The organism is bacterium, from assembly GCA_041649255.1.
Classification (GTDB): Bacteria; Hydrothermota; UBA3073; order JACQXS01; family JAQTXJ01; genus JAQTXJ01.
In genome coordinates this window covers 67,514-91,900 of the sequence record JBAZNK010000001.1, presented here as the reverse complement: position 1 = coordinate 91,900, position 24,387 = coordinate 67,514, and the positions used below count along the sequence as shown (strand labels likewise).

The window sequence follows — 24,387 nt, the reverse complement described above, 5'->3', positions numbered from 1 at the left end:
AAATGAAAAAAGTTATCGCCATATTGACCGGAGCGCTTTTAATAACAGGGAATATTTTCGCATTGGAAGCGGCTGAGATTGTACAACTTTCCGGAAGTAAAGCATGGGTTACAGATACTTTGTTCCCATCACTGGAGGGAGATTTCTTTGGCGGCTGGAAATCGGATTTTCGTGTCGAATATGAAGCGACAAAACTTACTCCTGTTCATCCTTGTTCCGTACTTGCTATAACCCATGGTGTTTTTGCTCCAACTGCAGGACTTGCGAAACAGTGCAGTGTTTTTGTGTGGTCTGATTCTGTAGGTTTTCCCAAAACAGTTCTTTTTAAAGCTCAGGTTACGGCTGTGGCAGATACTGCAAATAGAGTCGTGTTAGACGTTTATACGGTAACGCCAACTCTTTATTTCTCGGGACCTTTCTGGGTCGGTAATTACGAGATGGATACTCTTTTTCCAACTTCCGTAATTGACAGTGCTCCCGGGAGCAGTAAATATAACAATGGTTCTGGTTGGACGGCAGACAACGTAGATTACGTTCACGGAGCTATTATAAAGTTTAATAGCGTTGGCGAAGAAGAAAATAATATCTTCCCATCGCTTGTTACGTTGAAGACTTCGCCAAGTGTTTTTGCAAATAATACTTCTATTTTTTATTCAATAAATGATAATAACAAAGAAGTTCAAATAGGTATTTATGATATAAAAGGCGCCTTGGTAAAACAACTTGTAAGTGGAAAACATAATGCCGGTAATTATACGGTTTGCTGGAATGGATGCGATAAGATGAATAAACCTATGGGTTCCGGTATATATTTCTGCATTCTATCCGTCTCAGGCAATCAGAAAATTATCAATAAAATGATATTCCTGAAATAGTGTAGTTAGATCAAAAATATCCCTTTCTGTGCAACGTAATTCAAGTAAATCCTGTGTTGTAACTCCTTTTTAATATTTTCTTATTCTTTTCTTAAAAATATCTTGCAAAAATATAATTCAGGAAACATAATATTATAAAGCGGACCGTTAAATTAAATATATGTTGTTGAAAACGCAATTTATTCCTCCGGGATTAAAAAAGAACATATTAAAACGCGATAGATTGTTAAAAACATTACAGCAGAATTCGGATAAGAAACTTCTCGTAATAACAGCCGGCGCAGGATATGGGAAAACAACCCTGCTTAGCCAGTTCGTGAACGAACTTAATGCCCCTTTTGTTTTTTACAGGACAGACGAAAAGGACGATGACCTTGTAACCTTCTTCTCCTATCTTGTAGCAGGCATCAGGGAAATATATAAAAAATTCGGCGCAAGAACTCAAAGCATAATCAATGGATTTTCTTCATCAAAGATTCCTACGGAAATACTAATGGGGACTTTTTTGAACGAACTGGTGGATATCACAAAAAATTCACGCGATAGCTATAAGATAGGCAAAGCCTTGTTCATAATAATCGAGGATTACCAATCGTTGGATAAAACAGAACAGATAAATAAGGCTATGCATTACCTGATAGAACATTCTCCGTCAAATATCCATTTCGTAATCTCCTCAAGGAATACGATACCTTTTCCCACCGTTAAACTCAAGGCAAAAGCCGATATTTTCGAACTCGAAAGTGAAGATTTGAAATTTACAAGCGCCGAAACACGAAAGCTTTTTGGAGAAACTTATGGCTTAAATATTCCCGATTTACAGCTAAAGGAAATAGAGGATTCTTCGGTAGGATGGGTAACGTCTTTACAACTTATATCATACCTGTTTGCAAAGGACCCCAAAAATGCAGCGAAAAAAATAAAACACGGCAAAGATACTATGGATTATTTCGCAAACGAAGTCTTTCTGCAGCAATCCGAAAAAATACAATCCTTTCTCGTACAATCGTCAATCCTCGAAAATATGACACCCGAATCCTGCAACGCTGTCCTCAAAATAAAAGATTCATCCGGAATATTGGAAGAACTGACAAACAAAAATTTATTCGTCTCCTGTATTGATGAACAGAAACAAATTTTCTGCTACCACCAGCTTTTCCGTGATTTCCTTTTAAACAGATTATCCGGGGGAGAAAATGAAAAAAACATCAAAGACCTTCATTTAAGAGCAGGCGATTACTTTAATCGTACGAAAGATTACAATAGTGCTGTACAACATTATCTTTCGGCAAAATGCATAGACAAAACAGTTAAAATTATCGAGATGGAGGGGGAAAATTTAATTGATACGGGAAAAATCGAGATTCTGAAAAAATGGATTGAAGCTCTTCCCGACAGTATAATTAATAAAAACCCAACTTTACTTTTATATCAGGCGAAAATATTTCTTAATCAGGGAAAATGGGATGAGGCGGTGAAAGCCTACGAGGCATCAAGAATAAAGTTCCTGAAAATGGGGGAAAAAGAAAAAGCCGCCAAGGCAATACTGGGAACAGCTTTTTTAGTGGCTAATAGGGGAGACCTTAAAAAAGGAAAAGCATTATTGACAAAAGCGCTTGGGATAATTGGCAAACATCCAACCTTTATAAGAATGAAAATGCTGGATATGTTTGGCAGTTTTTGTTTCGACACAAGCGACTATCAAAAGATGTTTTCGGCATTTAACGAAGCGCTGGCAATAGCAAAAAAAATCAAAAAACATGGCGATGAAATAAGGATTATGTACAGAATACTTTATGCAAAGGCTATTATAGGGGATTCCGACGACGGCGATAGATTTATCAAAGAAACCCGTCAACTTATTAAGGAATCGCAATTTTCCGAATACAGCCAGATTTGGATTTTTATCCGCCTTGCCGGTATACTTGTTTTAAGAGGCGAATTCGAACAATCAAAAGACTTTCTAAAAAAAGCAATTAAGCTTGGAATATTTTTCCACAGCAAACAATCAATGATTCACAGCTTTTTGGAAATGGGACGCCTTTATCTTATGATGGGACATTATAAAATTTCACGTTTACTGTGCGAGAGAGCATTGAAACTAAATACTGAAAGCAAGGAAGAATGGGCAACCACGCAGGCGCTAAACCTTATAAGTATGGGTTACCTTCTTGAAAATAATCTCACAAAAGCGGAAGAATATATAAACAAAACCGAAGGTCAGGGATTTTTTTCAATAACAAAAGCAAATGTAAAAATTGAAACTGGCGCTCTGAAAGAAGCGGAAAATATTCTTGATAAATGTCTCCCGGGAATCGTAAAATCGTGCGATAAATACGACCTTACGCTTATCTACGCCGTATTGGCAAAATTGTATCGCAAAAAACAGGAAGAAAAATTGTTTTCCAAATACCTTAGAAAAGCTCTGGAGGTTTCGAAAGATAGCAATTATTCTTTTGTTTTAACAAGATTGGGAAGAATAGATTCTTCATTGCTCCAATTTGCGGTCAAAGAAGGTATTGAGTCGCATTATGCCGAAACTCTGCTCAGACAGATTTATTTCCGGTACGATTTGGTAATAAATTTCTTCGGGGGATTAAAAATAAGCAGGGGCGATGGAAAGACGGAAGATATAAAATGGAGGACACGAAAAGCAAAGTCGCTGTTCTGTTATCTTCTGGCAAATAGACAGGAATCTTTTTCCCCGGACCGGCTAATTGAACTCTTCTGGCCGGAAGAAAAAATTTCTAAAGGCAGGAGTAATTTGCATTATACTGTCTCCCGTATTCGCGATACAATAGATTCTCTTTCCAAAAAAAATGTCCCGGTTATTGATTATAAAAACGGATGTTACGAAATCAACTCCCAATACAAATTTCAACTCGATTTCGAGGAGTTTGATAAATTAATAAAAGAAATACACGAGCTCAAAGAAACAGAAAAAGAAAAAATCGCAATACCTAAATACGAGTCAATGGTTGGACTTTATAATGGAGATTTTCTTCCCGAGATGTACGAGATTTGGAGCGAGGAAGAAAGGCAATACTATAAAGAGCAATATCTTACTGCGCTGGGGAAATTGGCTTCTTATTGTTTAAAAAAACGGGATTTTGAAAAAACATTGGAATATTCCGAAAAGGTAATTGCTGCCGATGAATTTAATGAACCCGCATATTTTATGGCTATGCGAGCGTATTCCACACTCAAAAAAAGGAAAGAAGCTTCTATCCTTTATAAAAAGCTGGAGAAAATATTAAAACAAGAGTTGAATATTGAACCCTCTGTGGAGACAAAAGCGCTATTCCATAAGCTGATTGAAAACAAAAAAGAAGATTAATAAAAAATTTTGCCCCTTGCTTTTTTTATCTTACCTCACTGCATTTTAATCGTAAAATTCAAAAATTCTTACCTCTTTCGCTTTTTCACATAGGTGTTTACACGGATTTGCACAGGATTTGCACAGAAAAAAACGTATAATATAGCTGTAAATCTGTGTATTTAAAGAAGATAAAACAAAAAGGGGGGAAGATGAGATATAAACTTACATTAATTGTTTTTGCATTATCAGTATCTGTAGTTTATGGAAGCAGATGGAGCTATACAAATGACCTGATTGTTGGAAACTCAGGATTTGAATGTGTCGGATTGCCTGACGGAAGAGTAATGATGATGGGAGGCTTAAACGAAAGTGATTATTATCAAACCTTCAGCCCTGCAACAGGGAAATGGATAAGAACAACTCTACCAAGTAGCTCCAGCCATGATATGGCTATTTTGCTTTATAATGGGAAATTGCTATATTTAGATGGGAATGATTTCTGGTTTTTTCAGCCGGATAGCAATAATTGGCGCAGCGCAGGTGTAAGTCTCGCAAGCTGGAGTAGTTGGAATTGTTATACACTGTTAAAAGATGGGCGGGTGCTGATAATTTATAATGGACAGAACTGCCAACTCTATAACTATACCTCCAATACGTTGAGTGTTACCGGCTCAACCAGTTCAGTGCATACTACTGGAGTAGAAGTTCTGCTGCCAAACGGAAAGGTCCTTATAGCAGGTGGATGGGTTACAATGCCTAAAAGATGTGAACTCTATGACCCGGTATTGGGAGTATGGAGTCTCACGGATTCTATGAAAACTAAAAGAACGGCACATGTGGGTATGCTGTTTCCACCCCCTTGGAATAAAGTATTGATGAGCGGAGATGACCTTCCAAGCGAACTATATGACCTGACGACAGAGAAATGGAGTTCAACGGATACTATGGAACAACCAACAGCAACCATAGAAGCAATGGCATTATTGCCCAACGGAAAAGCATTGTTAGCAGGGGGCTCAGACTCAAAAATTTGCCGAATTTTTGACCCTGATGTGGAACAATGGACTACAGTAGATGCAATGAACATAGCAAGAGACCATTTCTCTTTATCAATATTATATACGGGAAAAATATTGGCAATGGGAACTCAAGCATCAGGATTCCCGCCTCAGTGCGAAATATATGACCCATCTAATGGAGTTTGGCAAACAAAAACAGAGGTGCTTGGCACGGCTCGTCAATATGCGACAACTACAATATTACCTATAAAACATACCGCTAACTGCTCAACAAATATACTTATAACAGGCGGTGAAAATGCAAGCGGCACCGCACTAAATTCTTGCGAATTATATAATTATAGCGAGAAAAGAACGGCGTTTACCGGTTCTCTTGGGACGGCAAGAACTCATCATATAGCAGTTTTACTTGCATCAACAACCTATGAAGTCCTTGCCGCAGGAGGGAAGAATGCAGGAGGCGCCCTCAATTCATCCGAGATATTTGATTTGACAACACAAGTATGGAATTCAACAGGCGCAATGGCAAATGCAAGATTTGACCACAGCGCAACGTTATTGGGAGACGGAAGAGTTCTGGTAACAGGAGGAGAAGGAGCGGGTTATTTAAATACCTGTGAAGTATATAGTGGTGGCACATGGTCATCAGCAGGAACAATGGCAACGGCAAGAGCAAGACACAGCGCCGTGTTATTGCTTAATGGAAATATAATGGTAATCGGTGGAGAGACATCCGCAGGGGTAGTAACGAACACCTGCGAAATCTGGAACGGGACTAATTGGACAACAGTACCTGCGGCATCAATGACAACAGGAAGAAGTTTGCATACGACAACGCTTCTGCAGTCAGGCAAAGTATTGGTAGTTGGAGGAAGGGGCGCAGGCGGTTCCGCATTAAACAGCTGTGAAATATATGACCCGGTAGCAAACACGTGGACGGCAGAAACAGATTTGAATACGGCAAGATATGGACATAATACGATTTTGCTTTATTCAGGTATTGTGTTAGTTACGGGTGGAACGGACGGAACAAATTATTTTACATCATCCGAATTATGGGATCCGGCAGCAGAATTGGACAGGGCAACCGGAAAACACGGTTGGAAAGTCTCTGCTACTATGGGAACAGGAAGGGCTTATCACTCATCAATGCTTGTGCCTTACCTGAAACCTTATGTTTATACCATAGGAGGATATACCGGCAGTTCAGTTCTAAATTCTATTGAACAATATGATATAGGTCTTGGATATAGGGATATATGGCAATCAACAATTACAAACTACAACTCAATTACCTCGATATCGCCTACTATGAATATGACAGGAACGCTATTACGCGGAGTATCCGAAGCAGACGGTGGAAACTACTGCCACGTAGCATCTAATGACCACCCTATTATATCACTCGTGCGCGCAGGAGGAGGAAACTGGCAGGGGAACGGCGGAGGGGAAATAATGCTTATGCCGCACAGCGTATCATGGGACAGCGCGCATACAAACGTCGTAGGATTACCAACAGTATCGGGATATTACAGGTTGTGGTCAATAGTGAACGGAATTCCTTGTAAATGGGATTGGAACTGCATCGCAGGGACTGAAGAAACTCAAAATTCAAAAGTCGAAAATCAAAACCCTAAATTACAAATTTCCCGAAACCCATTTGTGCAATCAACAACTATTAACTACCAATTCCAAAAGGAAAACGATGCCTTACTGATTATCTGTGATATTACAGGCAGAACAGTAAAAACCCTTGTCAACGAAGAAAAACCTGCAGGTAGTTATAATATTGAATTCAATGCAAAAGGGTTGCCAGCAGGTATATACTTTGCGAAGTTCTCCGCTGGTAAATATAAGGAGACCAAGAAGTTAATTCTAATGAAATAAAAGAGGGAGATTATTACAAATCTCTTTCCGCCTTTGGCGGATTAGAGTTTGTTATCCTGCATAGCTGGGCAAAGAGACAAAGAAGTTAATTTCGATGAAGTAAAAAAATAAAAACAACCGAAGCATTTCTGTTAGAACCAGAAGGGCTTTTTTTATTTGTTTTTCTAAAAAATTAAAGCGGGAATATATTCAAGGAGAAATTTGAATTTTGGTGCTGGGGAGGGGATTTGAACCCCTACGCCGCGAGGCGCTAGCCCCTTAAGCTAGTGCGTCTGCCAATTCCGCCACCCCAGCAATAATTTCAAAAAACTATACTTTTTCTGGAGAAATGTCAAGTAAAATAGTAGAACTTAATTCAAGCGTAATGCTTCCAACAAAAGATTTGCACTGAAAACAAGACTGTCTATTTCTATGTATTCTTCTTTGGTGTGCACTTTTTTCATTCCTGTTCCTACGACTGCAGTTTGTATCCCTGCTTTATTGAATACGTTTGCATCCGAACCACCGCCACCTTGAAGTGTAGTAATATTTTTACCAATTTTTTTACCTGCTTTAATTATCTTTTGTACTACCGGTAAGTTTTCCGAAAGTGCAAATTTTGAGTATTCATTTACGACTTTTTCTTCTAATCTTGCTATTATTTTCTTCCCTTTTATTGTCTTTTCGCTTTCTTCTACTGCTTCCCTGAATTTTTTAAGCATATCCTGAGTTATCTTTTTTAACTTCTCTTCCGAGTGACTTCTTGCTTCCCCTGCTATCTCCGTATACCCCGGGATAATGTTTGTTGCCACTCCTCCGGATATTTTTCCTATGTTTGAAGTGCTTATTTTATCTATTCTTCCGAGTTTTAGGCTTGCAATTGCCTTTGATGCAACCTCTATTGCAGATATTCCCAGTTCCGGCGCGGCGCCTGCATGTGATTCGACTCCAAATATCTTTAAATAAATCCTGTTATGTGAAGGAGCCGCCGTTGTTATGTGTTCTATTTCTCCCGTATCAAGCGAATATCCATATTTCGCTTTTATTTTTGAGAAATCCAAAGTTTTCGCTCCGAATAAGCCTATTTCTTCGCATACGGTAAAAACTATTTCAATCGGCGGATGAGAAATCTTTTGCTCTTTGAAAATTTTTATAATTTCAAGTATGATTGCAACGCCGGACTTGTCGTCTGCGCCAAGAATCGTAGTCCCGTCGCTTTTTATAATTCCATTACTTATTATCGGTGTTATATTGAAATCTTCGCCAACCGTATCAAGGTGCGCATTAAGCAAAATAGGAGCCACCCCTTTTTTTCCTTCTATTCTCGCGATAACATTTGAACCGTTACTTCCAAATTTCTTACCGACAGGGCCAAGTTCTGTTTTCGCGCCAAGTTGCGTTAATTTCCGGGCTACGACTTTACAAATCTTCCCTTCGGATTTTGATGGACTGCCTATTTTTACGAGTTCAATAAACTCATCAACCAATCTTTTTTTATTAATCATTTATTGTAGAGGAATAAAAACGCCTTCTTTTACGACCCATAATATATAAGGCGATACGTTCCTGTCCCCTTTTTCATCAAATTCAACATCTCCTATCGCTTCACTGTATTTTGTCCCGTGTATAATATCGGCTATTTTTTTCTCGTCAACACTGCCCGCTTCTTTAATTGCTTTCAATAATATGTTTACGGCATCATAAGAGTAAGTAGAATATGGACCTACATCACCGTATCTTGCAGTATATTTATCGATGAATTGTTTTGCGCAAGGGGATTCCTTTGCTGAAGGGCTGAAAGTCATGTAACTGCCTTCCGTTGCTTTCCCGCCTATCTTTATAAATTCAGGGTCAATGACGCCATCTCCGGCTATGAATATTGCTTCCAATCCCATTTCACGCATTTGCTTTATAAGCAATCCTGCTTCCGGATAAATCCCACCAAAATATACTACCTCAGGAGATAATTGTTTTATCTTCGTTACTATTGCAGTATAATCGTTTTCTCCCTGTACTAATCCCTCATAGGCTACTATTTTAGCCATGGAGCCCACATTTTTCTTGAATTCATCTGCCAATCCCTGTCCGTAAGTAGTCTTATCATGCAACACGGCTATTCTGGTCTTCCTCAGGCTATCTATAACGAATTTGGCGCCTATGCTTCCCTGCTGGTCATCTCTACCGCATATCCTGAATATGTTATGAAAACCCTGCTCGGTTAATTTGGGATTCGTTGATGCCGGGGTTATCTGAATGATGCCCGCCTCATTATATATTCTTGATGCAGGTATAGAACAGGATGAATTAAAATGCCCGATCACTCCTATCACGCCTTCATTTACCATTTTGTTTGCCACGGAAACGGCTTCTCTTGGGTCTCTCCTGTCATCGCCTCTTATTACTACAATTTTTTTCCCTAAAACTCCACCTTTTTCATTCCATTCATCTACCGCTAAAGTTACGCCGTTTAACAGGTCATAACCTATTTTCGCCTGGTCGCCTGTTAATGGCCCTGCAATACCTATTTTTATAACATCTTCTTTTTTACAGCCTGCAAAAACTACAAATAATACAAGCAATATACAAAATTTCTTCATTGGTGTCCCCTTTCAAAAAGTGTCGTTATTTTAATAATAATTTCATCCTAAGTCAAGATTTTTTATTTTTTATGTGTAATATGCCCCCAATTTTTTAATTATTAATAATTAACTATATTATTTCTTGACATTATTTAAATTATAAATTAGGCTCATTTCTCTTATATGAAACGAGAAGAAAAAGTAGCCGTTATAAAAGAGCTTGGAGAAAAGTTTGGTGCCTCTTCAGCTATATGGCTTACGGATTACAATGGTTTGAATGCCCTTAACATAACAAAGTTAAGACGAAAGCTGCACGATAAGAACCTTGATTATAAAGTAATAAAGAACACTATTTTGGAATATGTTTTCAAAGATATTGGCGTAGAAACTCCCCAGGAATGGCTAAAAGGTATGGTTGGCGTATGTTATGGTAAAGATGCTACCACGGGAGCCAAATTACTCATAGAATCCCAGGGATTAAAACTTAAGGGCGCATATATTGAAGGGAATTTTTATGGAATAGATAAAATAAAAGAAATCGCCCGTATCCCTTCCAGAGAAGTATTGCTTGCTAAACTATGCGGAACTTTAAAATCACCGATATCTAATTGTATAAATGTCTTAAATGCACCTATAAGAGATGTTGTTTACACTATAAACGCAGTATCTAATAAGAAAAAAGGAGAATAAAATGGCAGAATCAACTACAAAAGATAAGGTAATTGACCTTATTGCTAATATGTCGGTACTCGAGTTATCTGACCTTGTAAAATCACTTGAAGATAAATTTGGTGTTACCGCAAGCGTTCCAATGATGGCCGCAGCTTCAGCAGCAGCTCCACAAGAAGGCGGGGCAGCACCTGCAGAAGCACAATCTGAATTTGACGTTATCTTAAAGACTTTTGGCGATAATAAAATTCGGGTCATTAAAACAGTCAGAGAACTTACGAACCTCGGATTAAAAGAAGCGAAAGACCTCGTTGATGCAGTTCCTAAAGCTCTTAAAGAAAAAGTTTCTAAAGAAGAAGCCGATTCTATTGTTAAGAAACTTGAGGATTGTGGCGCAACCTGCGAAATAAAATAAGCTTTTAAAAGATATTTATAAAAAAAGGGCAAAAAGTTTTCAAAACTTTTTGCCCCTTTTTCTTTCCTATTCTTATAGTCCGTACATTGCTATAATCTCGTCTTTCTTTTTGCCGAGTATTTTATACTTCTCTCCAATCTTGGCAAATGCATTAATTGCCTTATCCAGATGCTCTCTCTCGTGGTCTGCTGAAATCTGAACTCTGATTCTTGCCTGCCCCTGCGCAACTACCGGGAAGAAGAACCCAATAACATATATGCCTTCTGCGTATAAGTCTTTTGCCATGTTCTGGGCAAGTTTCGCATTGTATAACATTACGGGAACAATCGGATGTGTCCCTTCTTTTATGTCCAACCCTCTCTTTTTTATTTCTTCCCTGAAATATAGCGCGTTTGCCTCAAGTTTGTCCCTTCTTTCGTTGTTCTTGGAAATCATATCTATGATTTTTATTGAAGCCGCAACTATTGCCGGCGGAACCGTATTGGAAAATAAATAAGGTCTTGCCCGCTGTCTGCACATTCCGACAATTTCTTTCGGTCCGCTTACGCAACCACCCGTCGCTCCACCCATTGCTTTTCCAAGAGTCGTCGTAATTACGTCTACCCTGTCCATAACGCCACAGTGTTCATGCGTCCCGCGGCCGTTCTTTCCCATAAATCCGGTAGAATGAGAATCGTCTACCATAACTATTGCATCATATTTATCGGCCAAATCACATATCTTATCAAGCTTGGCTATGTCGCCGTCCATTGAGAAAACTCCGTCGGTTATAATCATTCTGAAACGACAACTCTGGGTTTCCTGTAATTTTTCCTCAAGATGTTCCATATTGGAATGTTTGTAATTGAATAACTGCGCTTTGCATAATCTCATCCCGTCCACAATTGAAGCGTGCACAAGCCTGTCCGATATCATCGCATCTTCTTTATCCAATGTCACGTCAAAAAGCGCCGCATTTGCTTCCATACAGGAAGGAAATAATATCGTATCTTCCATTTTGAGGAACTCGGAAAGTTTTTTCTCGAGTTCATCATGAATGTCCTGCGTTCCGCAGATAAACCTGACCGAAGATAATCCAAAACCTCTTTCGTCAAGCCCTTTATGCGCCGCTGCTATAACTTCAGGATGACTGGACAATCCAAGATAATTATTGGCGCAAAAATTTAACACTTCTTTTGTAGCTGAACCTACGGGATATTCTACTTTTATGTTAGCGCGCTGTGGTGATTTTATGAATCTCTCTTCTTTGAGTAGTCCGTTGTTCTTTATACCCGTGAGTTCTGTGCCGTAAAACTCTTTTGCTTTATTACTGTAAGCCATTAGACCCCCTTCTTAAATTCCCCGACTAATTTTATAATATTGTTAACAGTGTCAAACGCCTGGGGAGTTGCTTTATCGTCCGGGATTTTAATCTCGAATTTTTTCTCGAGAAACGTTTTAAGTGATACCATAGAAAAAGAATCCACAATTCCGCTTGATATTAAAGGCGTGTTCTCATCTATTTCCTGGTCTGAATCTTCGTCGAGATATTCTCTCTTTACATAATCTGTAATTAGTTTTTTCATATCGTCTGCCATTTTTCCCCCTTTATTAATACCTTTTCCTTTTTATATCTTGTAGGCACAAATTCTATTAACACTTTTGTCATCCTGAACGAAGTGAAGGATCTCTCCTCTCCTTCGTCATCCCCGCCCAAGGCAGGAATTAGGAATTCTTATCCGGCTTTGCCGGGCTTTTACTTTACATTCCCAAATTTATTAATATCTAATTATATCTAAACAAGTATTTTGATATTACAATAGATTTTCCACGGACAAGTCTTCATCTATATCTTTCCAGTGTATGCCTATGCCCTTTCCGATAAGACGCCAGTTATTTTTTTGTTTCTCAGTGGCATTTCTCAGCTTAGGAAACCATTCAATAGGAATAATAATTTCCCTGCCATCAGAAAGTTGAACATGCATTTTTTCTTTACTGAAAAAAACATCTACAGCAAATACTTGTTTTGACTTAATAATTACTGAAGTATTCATTCCATTTCTCCTTAAATAAATTAGCATGTTTTTCAACAATTTCTCGGATAATCCTTAACTCTTTTGCATTATAACCTATAGACTTTGCTAAAGATATTGGATTTAGCCAAAATTTGGCATAGTTATCCGCTGATTCAACATGAATATGTGGCGGTTCGTTATTTTCATTACTAAAAAAGAAAAATCTGTATCCTTTAACTTTTAATATCGTTGGCATAAATTCTATTCTATTCCTCCCACAACACTTCTGTCATCCTGAACGAAGTGAAGGATCTCTCTCCCCATTCGTCATTCCCGCATCCATCTTTCCCATCTGTCATCCTGAACGAAGTGAAGGATCTCGCCCCCCTTCGTCATTCCCGCATCCACCTTTTCCATCTGTCATCCTGAACGAAGTGAAGGATCTCTCTCCCCCTTCGTCATTCCCGCATCCATCTTTCCCATCTGTCATCCTGAACGAAGTGAAGGATCTCTCCCCCCCTTCGTCATTCCCGCATCCACCTTTTCCATCTGTCATCCTGAACGAAGTGAAGGATCTCGTCTCTCCCATTCGTCATTCCCGCATCCATCTTTCCCATCTGTCATCCTGAACGAAGTGAAGGATCTCGCCTCTCCCTTCGTTATTCCCGCCTGCCTACCGGTCTGTTTGGTAGGTGTGCTATCTTCTTCAATCATTTTCTAATGTCGAAATATCTCCTATTTCTTCGCCCCATTCTTGCGCTCTTAACAACCTTCTCATAATCTTACCGCTTCTTGTTTTCGGAAGCGAAGCAACAAACTCAATTTCCTGTGGCATCGCTAATGGAGATAATTTTTTACGAATAAAATTCATTATGCTCATCTCTAAATCACTGCTTTTCTCGAATCCCGGTTTTAACGCTATGAAAGCTTTGACTACTTCCATATTTATCGGGTCGGGTTTTCCTACCGCCGCGGATTCTGCTACCGCTTCGTGTTCCAGAAGAGCAGACTCGATTTCAAAGGGCCCCACAAGGTGTCCCGCAGTATTGATTACGTCGTCATCTCTGCCGACAAACCAGAAATACCCCTCGGCATCAATGCTTGAACGGTCTCCGCATATGTACCATCCGTTCTTAAACTTGCCGTCATAAGTTGCTTTATTTTCCCAGTAAGTCCTGAACATAGATGGCCAGCCCGGTTTAAGGGCAACGAGCCCTACTAATCCGGGTTTCGTTATCGGTTCATAAGTTTTCGGGTCGACAACTATCGCCGTTATGCCCGGTACTGCTTTCCCCATTGAACCCGGTTTTACTTTCATACCCGGGAAATTACTTATCATTATTGAACCTGTTTCTGTCTGCCAGTAAGAATCAAGAAATGGCTTTCCAAATACCTTTTCCGACCATACAACCGCTTCAGCGTTAAGCGGCTCGCCTACGCTTATTAAATGTCTCAAAGATGAAAGGTCGTGTCTTTTTACGGGTTCGTCGCCTTCTTTCATTAACATACGGATTGCAGTCGGCGCCGAATACCAGACGGTAACTTTATATTTATCGATAAAATCATACCAGTTTGAAACGTTAAACCCGGCATCAAGGACTGTCTGGGTAACGCCGTTTGCCCATGCGCCAATTATTCCATAAGAAGTTCCGGTTACCCAACCGGGATCAGCCGTGCACCAGTAAATATCGTCAGGTCTGATATCGAGTACCCATTTTGCAGTTATATATTGCGAGATTATCGAGGAATGAACGTGCAGTGCTCCTTTGGGCGTGCCGGTAGTTCCCGAAGTGTAATGTAGGACTGACGGAGTTTCCGGGCTGGCTTTAAAGATATCAAATTTATCAACTTTTGGCATCTTTTCCATCTCAAAAGAAAGTTCATCATTTTCTAATGGCTTTTCTCCTGCATCAACGACGATAATTTTTGTCATTTCAGGAAGCGTTTTACGAATTCTGCGAACTTTTCCCAGATGTTTTCTTGTTGTGAATATTGCTTTTGTTTTGGCATTGTCTAACCTTGTGAATAGTGCTTCTTCTCCAAATGCCGAGAATAGTGGCTGGACGATTCCGCCCATTTTTAGAATCCCCAGGAAAGAAATATAAAGTTCAGGAATTTTGTCCATAAATACGCATATTCTGTCACCGGGTTTTAATCCGGTATCCTGTAAAAACTTAGCAAAGCAGTTACTATAAATTCTTATATCGTTGTAGGTATATTTTTTAACTTCCCCTGTAAATCCTTCCCATATCAGGGCAGTTTTGTCAGCGAATCCTTTTTCGCAAATTCTGTCACTGCAGTAGTACCCGATATTGTACATCCCGTCTTTACCGTATTCCAGTTCCTTTTCCGAATCTTTCCAATTAAAGCTTTTATATTTTTCCTCATATGAGCCGATATTACTCATTCTTCCCCCCTTAGTTAGACTTTGTCCTGTCAAGGACTTAGTCTAAATTATCCAGCTTAGCTGGGCTCTTTTTTGCAAAACTCTATTATGTCTGTTCTCTGTGTACTCTATTTTTCTCTGTGTTCTCTATGTTTTATTCCTCTGTTTTTTATCTGTTTTTCTTTTAACTCTACTGCTTTTCTGTTTCTCTGTGTTCTCTGTGGTTTGATTTTCCGTTATCTGTTTTCGTGTCTTCTTTGTGCTTTCGTGTTTTCGTGTCTAATTCCATTTCTATTTTCTGTTTTTTGTTAATCTGTCACCCCAAAACTTTCTTTCTTTTTTCTTCTCTGCGAAAATCCCAATCTGTTTATCCTTTTTATATCTTTTTCTATTTTATCTCTATATTTCTCTGTTTTTTAATCCTTTTGTTATCTGCGTTTATCTGCGTCCAAAAACTCTTTCTTTTCTCTTCTGTTATCTGTTATTTTTTAACCCCAAAACTTTCTTTCTCTGTGTTCTCTCGGTTTTTCCTCTGTGTCCTCATTTTTTTAGTTGTTGTCTGTTTTTAAAACTCTATAATTTTCTGTTCTCTGTGAACTCTGTGGTTTGATTTTCCGTTCTCTGTTTTCGTGTCTTCTTTGTGCTTTCGTGTTTTCGTGGCAATGTTTTTGTTTTTATCTGTATTTTTGATATTTAATATTTGATTTTTAATTTTGCCTATCTGATACCCTTCCAACTGATATTCTGCTCTCCTGCCTGCCTGCCGTAGGCACGGATCTACTTTCCCATCCACCACAGCAACGGTGAATATTTCCGTTTTCTCTTTTCTGTTCCTGATACTCTGGTTTCCTGATGACCTTCCTACTGATATTCTGATCTTCTGGTCTACTTTCCCCTCTGCCACCGCCACCGCCATAGCGTATTCCTTTGAATGCGCATAAGAAACGTGAATATCCGCCGCCGATTTTTCTTTTGCAAACTTTTTAACAAATCCCGACAACACAGCTTTCCCCTGTTTATTTATTTCTATGTTATGCCAGTACGAACCGTATTCCAGCCCGCATCCGAGTGCTTTCAATATTGCTTCTTTTGTCGCAAAAAACATAGCATAAAACTCATCTTTCAGGTATTTACCGGAAACAGTTGTAATTTCTTTTTCCGTAAGGAACTGCCGGACAAAATCGTTTTTGTTATTTAGTTTCTGGAATCTTTTTATTTCAACGATATCAATACCCGTTCCGATAATCATTTTTTATAGTTTGGTTATATAAAAAGTTATACTTTTGTCAAGTTTTCTTAAATTACAACCCAATTCTTAGTAATTTTTTTCCCGAATATTCTTTCCGCCCTCATCGGCTACTGTTTTATCTGTCATTCTGAACGAAGTGAAGAATCTCTATCTGTTACAACCAGTTACCACAAGTTACAGTTATTACAGTTCTTACTATTTCCCTTTTTGCCATTTGCTTTTCTCTGAGTTGGGTAGGTTGGGGCAACTGCCCCAACTTTTCTCCCTCGTAGGGGCGAACGGCTGTTCGCCCATCTGTTTTTGGAGTGCAACAACGATGTTGTTGCTTCCGTTCCTGATACCTGCTCTTCTGGTATTCTGCCCACTGATACCCTGGTCTCCTGATGTGCTTCCCGCCTCTGTCATTTGACACCACAGTGTCATCCCGCTCAGGCGGTGACTGAGCGTAGCGAAGAATCTCTCTGTTGCCTTTGTCTTTTTGTTTTTGGAGTGCAACAACGATGTTGTTGCTTCCGTTCCTGATATACTGATCTTCTGGTATCCTGCCCACTGATAACCTGGTCTCCTGATATACTATTTGTTTTATCAATTACAGTTATTACAGTTCTTATAGACAAGCCCTTAGGAGTTTTACTCCTTAGGGATTTCTATCCAGCTCCGCTGGACAGTTATTACTATTCCCCTGAAAATCTATTGACTTTTTAGAATGTAGAAATAGGATAGCGGAAGATTATGAATATATGGCGTTTAAATGTTGGGGAAAGTCAAATGGCCGAATGTATCAAAAGTTGGACATATGCTATTTATAGAAGGCCAAAGAATCCGGAAATTCAAAAAGGAGATATTCTTCTCCTTCAGCTATTAGCTTCTGATGCTGACAAGTGGGATAAAAGAGATTCAAGAATAGAATTTGCTCTGTATTTTGACCGTTATGAACAAGATTATGATGGGGCAATTAGTAGATTTCATTGGCCTAATGCTGGAAAAACCTGGCCTTGGATTCTACACTGTAACGCTATAAAGTCTACTTTTCCCTTCTCTTTAGAAAAATTGAATCTTGCAAATAACTATAGCGGAGAAACAAACCCTATGATAATAAAACCTGAAGATGTAAATAAGGTTATGTTTTATATTATAGGTTTCCCATCAGCAGAAGAAAATCTTGGATCTAAAATACATAAAGTTCTTAATGATCCTGCTTTTAGCCACAGAGAATATAATATTTTAGCAGCAATTAAAAATAATGATAGAATAGTTGAAAGCAATCCGGATCAAATTAACTGGACTACCGTTCCTGCGCACAAGGAAATTAAGCGTAATGCAGAATTGCCTTGGTTGCTTAAAGAACTGTATAGTTTTAAGTGTCAGGTTTGCGGGTATGGTTTTGAAAAAAAATATGATGTCCCTTATTCCGAAACTCATCACATAATCTGGCTTTCCCGGGGAGGAATTGACCATAGTAATAATTTAATAGTTGTTTGTCCGAATCATCACAGGATAATTCACGAAGCAAAGCCCAAATTTGACAGAAATAAACTCGCATTTGTTTATAATAATGGACTTAATGAACATCTTGAAAATGAAGGGCATCTAAAAGATCCTGTATTGTTGCAGAAAGTAGAGCAATGGGCTGTTAAAAGGGAAGAAAAAATTAAAAAAGAAAAGATTACACTTTAACTAATTTCTAATAAAATAACATAAGATTATGAAAAAACAAACCAAACGACGAATGGAAAAATCCTTTCGGAAGATTACAACGGAATTCCCCAAAAACACTGATGGGAAATTCATTTGTCCGGAATGTGATCAACCGATGAACAATATTTCACAAAGACTATTGGGTATGGTTTATTGGAAATGGGACAAAAAAAAGAAGATGTATAGTAGAGAGGAAGAACTTGTTGCCAATGCAGATAAACCAATGTGTGAAGAATGTGAAAGCCATATTGACTGGGAATATGTACTGTTATTGAATAAAAAAAATATTAATAAAAGCCAAAAATGACAAAAAAGCAAATTAAACAAGAATATAAGAAAATCACTAATGAAATTAGGTTTAATAAACCTGAGATTTCCCCATACCCACCTGAAATAGTCAAAAGAAGAGAATTCTTACTTTTTGCACAGGTGCATTTAGGTAATATTTTGGGCGCTAAATCAAAAAAAGAGAAGCGGAAAGAACATTTTGAGACAGAAATGTATAATAAAGTAATGGAATTTTATTATTATCTGGGAAAAAAGAGTGAACCAATTCAGAATTCTTAATAGTAAGGAGTACAATGCTTGACAGAAAAGTAGTTAAAGAATTCTTAAAAGAAGAATTAGAGGGGATTGAAATACCGAAAGATATTTCAAAGAAGGCGCTCGTTGAGACTTTTTGTAAATACACAGAAGACGATTATTACGAATGGTTAAAAGATAATTTCAAAAGTTTCTTTAATCATGGAGTCCCTGATTGGGATGGCATAAAAGAAAAAATTGCTAAATATTCAACGGATTGATATTCTATTTAATAAATTCATATGCAAGATAGCGATAAAATAATTTCATACCACGAAATGGTAGGAATAGAAAAAATGTCCTTGCAAAGGGGAATGGTTTTTTCTAACGGGAAAAGAAAATACTCTATTTTATTAATGTCTCAAAGAAAAGATGCTGTTTACAATGATGATTTTGATGATGATGGGAACTTAATTTATGAAGGGCACGATGCGAGAGCTATTGATGGAGTTAATCCAAAAATAATTGACCAACCTCTTGAAACTCCAAACGGAACGTGGACTGAAAATGGAAAATTCTATAAAGCGGCAATGGATTTCAAAAGTGGTTTAAAGAAAGAACCTGAACTTGTAAAGGTTTATGAAAAGATTGATATTGGTGTTTGGTCAATAAAAGGATTCTTTCAACTCGTTGATGTTAAACAGGTTTCTGATGGTAAAAGGAATGTGTTTAAATTTTATCTAAATCCGGTTTTGCCTAAAATATTTAATCGCGTTGAAGATTTGCCCTTTAATCGATTAATCCCAACTGCGGTAAAAGTTAAAGTTTGGGAACGAGATAGAGGGAAATGTGTTTTATGTGGTTCAACAGAGAATTTACATTATGACCATGAATTACCATATGCAAAAGGCGGGACAAGTTTAACTGAAGAAAACATCAGATTACTTTGTGCCAAATGTAATCTAAAAAAGAGCAGTAAAATAATGGTTTTTGTGTAATATATTAATTATACTTTCTCCTCACTTAAATTCCATAAGTAATCTCAAAATTCTTTTGTCTTTCTTTTACAATAAATTATACGAAGCCCTTGAAGCTTTAGCAATTAGGGATTCGTATCCAGAAGCGAAGCGTAGGACTATAAGTTACATTTATTACTACTTATTACTACTAGTTACTATTTTCCTAAAAACTCTTGACTTTTCCCATTTCCTCATTAAATATGTAGTAAACTAGCATGAAATAAATAAGGAGAAAATATGCTACTGCCAAAATTTAATAGAGAAAAACATAAAAAAGATGTAGAAAGAGAGATAGAAACAGCAAAATATCTTAAAATGTTTTGGAATACGCTAACTGAAAAAGAAAAAGCTGAACCCGAGATTCTCACTTTTATAGTTCAATGTGGATGGCTTAACCATAAAAAAGGCAATGAAATTCTAGCAAGATATTTAGGGGAAAAAGATTCTAATACTAAGTTTCTATCAAAAGCAATCCACAAAAAATGGGAAAATATAAGCGAAAATGATGCAAATAACTTATTAGAATTGGGGATTACAAATTATTATACAGCTTTTAGACCAAACACAACTAAGTATATTTGTAATAATACTGAGAAAATGAGTAAAGTATTCACAATTGTGTCCTCAAAAACCAATAATACTGAAGATAAGATTAAGCGTATATTTAAGGTATTTGGGAAAGAGCCCCTCTATATAGCAACGCCTAATGGTGGGGATTCTTCAATTTTAAATGCAATAACTCCGGCTATGGCGTGTCTTGATCCCAATCGGAAATTTCCTATAATGAATCAGAGAACAAAAAAATTATTAAAAACAATAAATAAAGAACAAGATATTGATGGTGCAATTGCATTATCAGAATTAATTTCAAAAGGGGATATTAATGTTAGGGACGCTTTTGAGCTTGATGTATATGCACAAGTAGCAATTTTGCCATCAGTTCAGCATTTTAATTTTAAATCTAAAGTAACCAGAACAAAAACTGAAAAGTTTAGAGATGTGGGGCATAAATCCGAACAAAATAGCCATTCTTCTATATCCAAGGAAAGAAGAATAATTACAAAAGAACACAATAAATTAGTAAATAAATTCAAAAAATATTTAGAATGGAAGTATCTAACAAAAGAAAGTTATTTTGATATTTTTATTCCTAAGTATAAAAACAACAAGAGTCTTTTGGTAGAAGCTAAGACTTCCTCATCAGATGGAAACGGAAGAATGCAAATACGCGTAGCAATTGGGCAACTTTTTGATTATAGAAAAACACATTTTCCAACAGAAATTGATAAAATAGATCTTGCAGTATTGTTGCCTAAAAAACCACATCAGGATATTATAGACCTTTTAGAGTCCCTTGAAATATATACTATATGGTTTAATAAAGATAAACTTGAAGGAAGTATTAAACTTTAATTTTTTTCGCTTACAAAAGGAAAAACTATAAAATATTTTTCTTGCTAATTTCTAAAATGACTATATAAATATTCGTTAATATTTATACTAACTCAACAATAGGGGGATAAATGGCTATCAATGAAGTATTTCCTAAACCAACTGTAAAACAAGTAATATTTGGAATACGTTTCCCTAATTTATTCTATATGGAGAACAAAATAGGAAGCCTACAAGAAAAAATAATGAAACAATTTCCAAAATCTGCTCTTGTATATAGAAGACAAATTGTAATTGCAGATATGGGCCCAAAAGTTAAAATAGAAGATATTAAGGATTTAGATAAAGGGCTCGGAAGAAAATTATGGCAATTTGATTCGGATAAAGGATTTAAATTAGAGATATTAAATGATTCATTAAGTATAGTTTCAGAACATCATAAAACCTATGCCTTAGAAGGAGATAAATTTAGAGATACTATAGAGTTTGTAATGAGTAGGTTTTTAGAAGTGGTTTCTATCCCTATATTTAGTCATATCGGGTTACGATATATTGATGAATGTCCAATTATTTCTAAAGATAACTCTACATTTACATCCTATTATAATTCAATCTTCCCTATAGAGAGATTTAATTTAGCAGATGTAAGCGAGTTGGACTTTAAAACTGTGATCAAAAAGGGAACTTACTATTTACGTTACAAGGAAATCTTAAAAAATACTGGAACAGAATATAAGCTAATTCTTGATTTTGATGGTTTTGCGAAAGACATTATTCCTGAGAATTACTTGGGAGTTACCGATGAATTGCATACGATAATAAGCGATGAATACGAAAAAACAATTAAAGAACCTGTTTATACATATATGCGGAGAGTGGAGGGATAAAAAATGAATATAAATATAGAAAATTATGAAAATAACGGCTTAAAAGAACAAGGGACTGGTGAACATGATAAATCTGAAGATTATAAAATAGTTTTTTATCCTTTTGATAAATATCAAATTGGGGTGAAATTGACTTTGACGAATGAATTCATTGAAATAACAGAGGTTAAAATTAACAAAAGTTTTTTGTCATACGAACAAAAAACAGCAACAAAAGGGTACCATGATGTTGATAAATTTTATTCCGAAGAGTAAATAATATATGTTTTATTGTGACGAAAAAGAGCCAATATTAAGATTTGGAGATGTTTTAAGGGGATATGTTTTAGTTAACCCAAGTATTAAAGATCCAATTTCTATTTTACATAAAAATTACGATTATAAAATTGATGTTGAAATACCATCCTATTCTGTTGTACTTACTCCTTGTTGTTCAATAAGCAAAAAGGGAAATACCACAATTTCCTTAACTCCTTTGGTCAGGATAATGAGCAAATTCTTAATAAATCCTTATTTCAAAGGAGACTTAACAAGGATAAACTGCATAATGGAACCACAGCAGTCACTTCCATCTGATGATTGGAATAGACTTTCTCAAATTGAAAGAGAGAAACGTTCAAAAATAGGGAAAAAATATGCATGCTTGGCAAATTTTATCTACGAAAAAAATGAAATTTTTGAGGAGTATACTTTAGCGGGAGAAACATTAAGGAATTATATGATTGATTTTAATAATGTTTATAGAATAAAATGTAACAAAATACAAATGTTAGGACAACCATCAGCGGATACAACAATAAATTCAATAATAGAATCAAAATGTTTACAGCTATCTGCTGAAACACGAACCCAATTGAAGGATAAACTATCTTATTATTATAGGATTCCAGAAGAAGACATAGTGGATTAATCCCTACCTTTCTGAAATTTAATAATAAAATAGAATTTTGTTAATATTAGGTATTTTATATACTATAGTTAAAATATTTTGAATACTCATAGTCATAAAGCACAACTGAATTCCCATTGACAGTTCCGGAAAAATGTTTACCTGAATCATAATCATAGCCTTGGAAGGCATTTCCATTGATATCAAGGTTAATATATTTCCCATTCTTGTAATGATATAATGAATAAGAACCCGAAGCTCCAGAGCCCCTAATATAGCATTTTTGTTCATAATCATAAACGGAAACGCTAGTAGTCACAATATCTCCACTAAAGTTAAAATATTTAGAAACAGAATAGTCATATACTGTTGATGCATTACTATTGGAAATTAAACATCCTGCAATATACGCTATTCCCCTTCTAGTATAATCTTTCATGTATACCCTTTCTAAATTTTATCTGGTCTAACTCAAACATTAAACTATTTCGCTTATGATCCCAGGTTGGTATATCTTACAAAGTAATTGTTTTTCTCCATTGCCTCTTAAAAACTTATTGTTAATTACTTTCCTCCGTGGCTTTTATAAAAATATTTAACAAAGCGTGGGTTAAAAGAATTGAGAACTCCGCATACTCTTTTTTGGCAATATAATCAGAATGTCTTCCTGTCTTTTGAAAAAAAGCGTTTAATTTTCTAAACATCGTGTCTACATATTCTGCTACTGCATCACTGCATAGCAATTTTTTAAAATCTATGTTGTCTTTTTCTTTATCCACAAAGCCTTTCTCTTTTAATGATTTTTTTGCCTGTTCAAAAGCCTGCTGACATTCAACTGCAATATACTTATAGGAATAATCTCCTTTTGAAAGATTAGTATGAGCAACTTCAAGATACTCTAAAGCTTTTGCAAAATCATCATTTTTTAATTTTGGAACTTCCATTAAAAACACTTGTTTATAATTTAATTCTCTTAAAAATTTAATCCACTCACTTTGCGGGATTTTATGTTCAATAGTTACACGATCATAGTTTTTAGAGAACTCTCCTTCTTTGCCTTTAAATTTTACTCTTGTTTCAATGTGCAAAATTAAGCTAAATATAAAGTCCTGAGTGCTTTCAGTATTTCTTAAATCTTCAAATTTAGATAATACATAATTGTTAGTAGGTAAATAAAGTTCTGTTTCTCGTTCTTTCATATTACTAAAATCTAGAGATGATTCATTGAGTTGTATATTTCCAGCAAATTGTTTAAAAGCATAAAATTCAATATTGGTTATCCTCAATTCTTTTATAACATATTCTTGATGACTAGAATCATGCTTTACCGTAAGAGGTACAATTAATCTTGGACATATTACAGACTTACTTGTTCTTATATCTCTTTTCAATTCAAAATATATATCACCAGCATAGGTATGTAAACTTTTTTCGCTCATTTTACCTCCTAATTATTTTATTAATTAATGATACTAAATTGCTTTTCCCTTTTGGCAAGAAAAAAAGTAAACAGAGAGGTTCTTCCCATTCACTTCGTTTGGTGTCAGAATGACACAAGAAAAAACAAAAAAAATAAACTTTTTTTATTTTTTTGAATCCTTTTTAGGTT

27 protein-coding genes and 1 tRNA gene are annotated in these 24,387 nt (G+C 36.4%); 14 read left to right on the top strand and 14 right to left on the bottom strand.

The window, feature by feature from the left end; genetic code table 11:
- The first annotated feature begins 2 nt into the window (after positions 1-2).
- The 3 genes from WC614_00425 (at position 3) to WC614_00415 (ending at position 7,100) form a co-directional block, all read left to right on the top strand.
- Entirely contained in the window at positions 3-875 is an 873-nt protein-coding gene (locus WC614_00425; protein MFA5031459.1) for a FlgD immunoglobulin-like domain containing protein, read from the top strand.
- A 160-nt stretch (positions 876-1,035) separates the two neighbouring features.
- Positions 1,036-4,212: a BTAD domain-containing putative transcriptional regulator gene (locus tag WC614_00420; protein MFA5031458.1), complete on the top strand. Its 3,177-nt coding sequence runs from the start codon at positions 1,036-1,038 to the stop codon at positions 4,210-4,212.
- Between the two features lie 191 nt (positions 4,213-4,403).
- Positions 4,404-7,100: a kelch repeat-containing protein gene (locus tag WC614_00415; GenBank protein ID MFA5031457.1), complete on the top strand. Its 2,697-nt coding sequence runs from the start codon at positions 4,404-4,406 to the stop codon at positions 7,098-7,100.
- Positions 7,101-7,309: 209 nt separating this feature from the next.
- Here the strand turns inward: WC614_00415 and WC614_00410 are convergent.
- The 3 genes from WC614_00410 to WC614_00400 all read right to left on the bottom strand — a co-directional run bounded on the left by WC614_00410 (position 7,310) and on the right by WC614_00400 (position 9,676).
- A tRNA-Leu gene (locus tag WC614_00410) sits at positions 7,310-7,394 on the bottom strand.
- A gap of 56 nt (positions 7,395-7,450) precedes the next feature.
- A complete protein-coding gene (locus WC614_00405) occupies positions 7,451-8,584 on the bottom strand; it encodes a M20/M25/M40 family metallo-hydrolase (GenBank protein ID MFA5031456.1) in 1,134 nt (377 codons plus the stop codon).
- Positions 8,585-9,676, bottom strand: a complete 1,092-nt coding sequence (locus WC614_00400) for a branched-chain amino acid ABC transporter substrate-binding protein (GenBank protein ID MFA5031455.1) — start codon at positions 9,674-9,676, stop codon at positions 8,585-8,587. It abuts the gene before it with no gap.
- A 165-nt stretch (positions 9,677-9,841) separates the two neighbouring features.
- On the opposite strand from WC614_00400, the gene rplJ reads away from it, so the two are divergent.
- The gene (rplJ, locus tag WC614_00395; GenBank protein MFA5031454.1) at positions 9,842-10,348 is read left to right on the top strand and encodes a 50S ribosomal protein L10; all 507 of its coding nucleotides are present in this window, start codon (positions 9,842-9,844) and stop codon (positions 10,346-10,348) included.
- 1 nt (position 10,349) lies between these two features.
- Entirely contained in the window at positions 10,350-10,742 is a 393-nt protein-coding gene (gene rplL, locus WC614_00390) for a 50S ribosomal protein L7/L12 (protein MFA5031453.1), read from the top strand.
- Between the two features lie 72 nt (positions 10,743-10,814).
- Here rplL and kbl read toward each other — a convergent pair whose 3' ends face one another.
- The 9 genes from kbl to WC614_00345 all read right to left on the bottom strand — a co-directional run bounded on the left by kbl (position 10,815) and on the right by WC614_00345 (position 16,921).
- Positions 10,815-12,062: a glycine C-acetyltransferase gene (kbl, locus tag WC614_00385; protein ID MFA5031452.1), complete on the bottom strand. Its 1,248-nt coding sequence runs from the start codon at positions 12,060-12,062 to the stop codon at positions 10,815-10,817.
- Complete coding sequence (locus WC614_00380; protein ID MFA5031451.1) at positions 12,062-12,319, bottom strand: acyl carrier protein; 258 nt, start codon at positions 12,317-12,319, stop codon at positions 12,062-12,064. The genes kbl and WC614_00380 overlap by 1 nt, the downstream gene beginning before the upstream one ends.
- Positions 12,320-12,535: 216 nt before the next feature.
- Positions 12,536-12,775: a DUF2442 domain-containing protein gene (locus WC614_00375; GenBank protein MFA5031450.1), complete on the bottom strand. Its 240-nt coding sequence runs from the start codon at positions 12,773-12,775 to the stop codon at positions 12,536-12,538.
- Positions 12,753-12,992, bottom strand: a complete 240-nt coding sequence (locus tag WC614_00370) for a DUF4160 domain-containing protein (protein MFA5031449.1) — start codon at positions 12,990-12,992, stop codon at positions 12,753-12,755. The genes WC614_00375 and WC614_00370 overlap by 23 nt, the downstream gene beginning before the upstream one ends.
- Before the next feature lie 99 nt (positions 12,993-13,091).
- Positions 13,092-13,292: a hypothetical protein gene (locus tag WC614_00365; protein ID MFA5031448.1), complete on the bottom strand. Its 201-nt coding sequence runs from the start codon at positions 13,290-13,292 to the stop codon at positions 13,092-13,094.
- Positions 13,289-13,450, bottom strand: a complete 162-nt coding sequence (locus tag WC614_00360; protein ID MFA5031447.1) for a hypothetical protein — start codon at positions 13,448-13,450, stop codon at positions 13,289-13,291. The genes WC614_00365 and WC614_00360 overlap by 4 nt, the downstream gene beginning before the upstream one ends.
- Positions 13,443-15,143, bottom strand: a complete 1,701-nt coding sequence (acsA, locus tag WC614_00355) for an acetate--CoA ligase (protein MFA5031446.1) — start codon at positions 15,141-15,143, stop codon at positions 13,443-13,445. Before acsA ends, WC614_00360 begins: the two co-directional genes overlap by 8 nt.
- Before the next feature lie 544 nt (positions 15,144-15,687).
- Positions 15,688-16,371, bottom strand: a complete 684-nt coding sequence (gene acpS, locus WC614_00350) for a holo-ACP synthase (GenBank protein MFA5031445.1) — start codon at positions 16,369-16,371, stop codon at positions 15,688-15,690.
- A gap of 154 nt (positions 16,372-16,525) precedes the next feature.
- Positions 16,526-16,921: a hypothetical protein gene (locus WC614_00345; GenBank protein MFA5031444.1), complete on the bottom strand. Its 396-nt coding sequence runs from the start codon at positions 16,919-16,921 to the stop codon at positions 16,526-16,528.
- 182 nt (positions 16,922-17,103) lie between these two features.
- Between WC614_00345 and WC614_00340 the strand changes: the two genes are divergently transcribed.
- From WC614_00340 to WC614_00300, 9 genes are all read left to right on the top strand, one after another.
- Positions 17,104-18,048: an HNH endonuclease gene (locus WC614_00340; protein MFA5031443.1), complete on the top strand. Its 945-nt coding sequence runs from the start codon at positions 17,104-17,106 to the stop codon at positions 18,046-18,048.
- A 28-nt stretch (positions 18,049-18,076) separates the two neighbouring features.
- A complete protein-coding gene (locus WC614_00335) occupies positions 18,077-18,376 on the top strand; it encodes a hypothetical protein (GenBank protein MFA5031442.1) in 300 nt (99 codons plus the stop codon).
- Entirely contained in the window at positions 18,373-18,636 is a 264-nt protein-coding gene (locus WC614_00330; GenBank protein MFA5031441.1) for a hypothetical protein, read from the top strand. The genes WC614_00335 and WC614_00330 overlap by 4 nt, the downstream gene beginning before the upstream one ends.
- 14 nt (positions 18,637-18,650) lie before the next feature.
- The gene (locus tag WC614_00325; protein ID MFA5031440.1) at positions 18,651-18,872 is read left to right on the top strand and encodes a hypothetical protein; all 222 of its coding nucleotides are present in this window, start codon (positions 18,651-18,653) and stop codon (positions 18,870-18,872) included.
- Between the two features lie 21 nt (positions 18,873-18,893).
- A complete protein-coding gene (locus WC614_00320) occupies positions 18,894-19,589 on the top strand; it encodes an HNH endonuclease (protein ID MFA5031439.1) in 696 nt (231 codons plus the stop codon).
- A gap of 258 nt (positions 19,590-19,847) precedes the next feature.
- Positions 19,848-21,023 (top strand): hypothetical protein, encoded by a 1,176-nt coding sequence (locus WC614_00315; GenBank protein MFA5031438.1) that lies wholly within the window; start codon positions 19,848-19,850, stop codon positions 21,021-21,023.
- Positions 21,024-21,133: 110 nt separating this feature from the next.
- Entirely contained in the window at positions 21,134-21,889 is a 756-nt protein-coding gene (locus tag WC614_00310) for a TIGR04255 family protein (GenBank protein ID MFA5031437.1), read from the top strand.
- 3 nt (positions 21,890-21,892) lie between these two features.
- Positions 21,893-22,144, top strand: coding sequence for a hypothetical protein (locus WC614_00305; protein ID MFA5031436.1), 252 nt, complete (start codon positions 21,893-21,895; stop codon positions 22,142-22,144).
- 7 nt (positions 22,145-22,151) lie between these two features.
- The gene (locus WC614_00300) at positions 22,152-22,799 is read left to right on the top strand and encodes a hypothetical protein (protein MFA5031435.1); all 648 of its coding nucleotides are present in this window, start codon (positions 22,152-22,154) and stop codon (positions 22,797-22,799) included.
- Positions 22,800-22,854: 55 nt separating this feature from the next.
- Here WC614_00300 and WC614_00295 read toward each other — a convergent pair whose 3' ends face one another.
- On the bottom strand, positions 22,855-23,217 hold the full coding sequence (locus WC614_00295; protein ID MFA5031434.1) for a hypothetical protein: 363 nt from the start codon (positions 23,215-23,217) through the stop codon (positions 22,855-22,857).
- 121 nt (positions 23,218-23,338) lie between these two features.
- Positions 23,339-24,217: a hypothetical protein gene (locus WC614_00290; GenBank protein ID MFA5031433.1), complete on the bottom strand. Its 879-nt coding sequence runs from the start codon at positions 24,215-24,217 to the stop codon at positions 23,339-23,341.
- Positions 24,218-24,387: the final 170 nt, after the last annotated feature.

Coding starts and splice junctions, on each gene's coding strand:
- WC614_00425 (MFA5031459.1), top strand. CDS start 3: ATGAAAAAAGTTATCGCCATATTGACCGGAGCGCTTTTAATAACAGGG.
- WC614_00420 (MFA5031458.1), top strand. CDS start 1,036: ATGTTGTTGAAAACGCAATTTATTCCTCCGGGATTAAAAAAGAACATA.
- WC614_00415 (MFA5031457.1), top strand. CDS start 4,404: ATGAGATATAAACTTACATTAATTGTTTTTGCATTATCAGTATCTGTA.
- WC614_00405 (MFA5031456.1), bottom strand. CDS start 8,584: ATGATTAATAAAAAAAGATTGGTTGATGAGTTTATTGAACTCGTAAAA.
- WC614_00400 (MFA5031455.1), bottom strand. CDS start 9,676: ATGAAGAAATTTTGTATATTGCTTGTATTATTTGTAGTTTTTGCAGGC.
- rplJ (MFA5031454.1), top strand. CDS start 9,842: ATGAAACGAGAAGAAAAAGTAGCCGTTATAAAAGAGCTTGGAGAAAAG.
- rplL (MFA5031453.1), top strand. CDS start 10,350: ATGGCAGAATCAACTACAAAAGATAAGGTAATTGACCTTATTGCTAAT.
- kbl (MFA5031452.1), bottom strand. CDS start 12,062: ATGGCTTACAGTAATAAAGCAAAAGAGTTTTACGGCACAGAACTCACG.
- WC614_00380 (MFA5031451.1), bottom strand. CDS start 12,319: ATGGCAGACGATATGAAAAAACTAATTACAGATTATGTAAAGAGAGAA.
- WC614_00375 (MFA5031450.1), bottom strand. CDS start 12,775: ATGAATACTTCAGTAATTATTAAGTCAAAACAAGTATTTGCTGTAGAT.
- WC614_00370 (MFA5031449.1), bottom strand. CDS start 12,992: ATGCCAACGATATTAAAAGTTAAAGGATACAGATTTTTCTTTTTTAGT.
- WC614_00365 (MFA5031448.1), bottom strand. CDS start 13,292: ATGACAGATGGAAAAGGTGGATGCGGGAATGACGAAGGGGGGGAGAGA.
- WC614_00360 (MFA5031447.1), bottom strand. CDS start 13,450: ATGATTGAAGAAGATAGCACACCTACCAAACAGACCGGTAGGCAGGCG.
- acsA (MFA5031446.1), bottom strand. CDS start 15,143: ATGAGTAATATCGGCTCATATGAGGAAAAATATAAAAGCTTTAATTGG.
- acpS (MFA5031445.1), bottom strand. CDS start 16,371: ATGATTATCGGAACGGGTATTGATATCGTTGAAATAAAAAGATTCCAG.
- WC614_00340 (MFA5031443.1), top strand. CDS start 17,104: ATGAATATATGGCGTTTAAATGTTGGGGAAAGTCAAATGGCCGAATGT.
- WC614_00335 (MFA5031442.1), top strand. CDS start 18,077: ATGAAAAAACAAACCAAACGACGAATGGAAAAATCCTTTCGGAAGATT.
- WC614_00330 (MFA5031441.1), top strand. CDS start 18,373: ATGACAAAAAAGCAAATTAAACAAGAATATAAGAAAATCACTAATGAA.
- WC614_00325 (MFA5031440.1), top strand. CDS start 18,651: ATGCTTGACAGAAAAGTAGTTAAAGAATTCTTAAAAGAAGAATTAGAG.
- WC614_00320 (MFA5031439.1), top strand. CDS start 18,894: ATGCAAGATAGCGATAAAATAATTTCATACCACGAAATGGTAGGAATA.
- WC614_00315 (MFA5031438.1), top strand. CDS start 19,848: ATGCTACTGCCAAAATTTAATAGAGAAAAACATAAAAAAGATGTAGAA.
- WC614_00310 (MFA5031437.1), top strand. CDS start 21,134: ATGGCTATCAATGAAGTATTTCCTAAACCAACTGTAAAACAAGTAATA.
- WC614_00305 (MFA5031436.1), top strand. CDS start 21,893: ATGAATATAAATATAGAAAATTATGAAAATAACGGCTTAAAAGAACAA.
- WC614_00300 (MFA5031435.1), top strand. CDS start 22,152: ATGTTTTATTGTGACGAAAAAGAGCCAATATTAAGATTTGGAGATGTT.
- WC614_00295 (MFA5031434.1), bottom strand. CDS start 23,217: ATGAAAGATTATACTAGAAGGGGAATAGCGTATATTGCAGGATGTTTA.
- WC614_00290 (MFA5031433.1), bottom strand. CDS start 24,217: ATGAGCGAAAAAAGTTTACATACCTATGCTGGTGATATATATTTTGAA.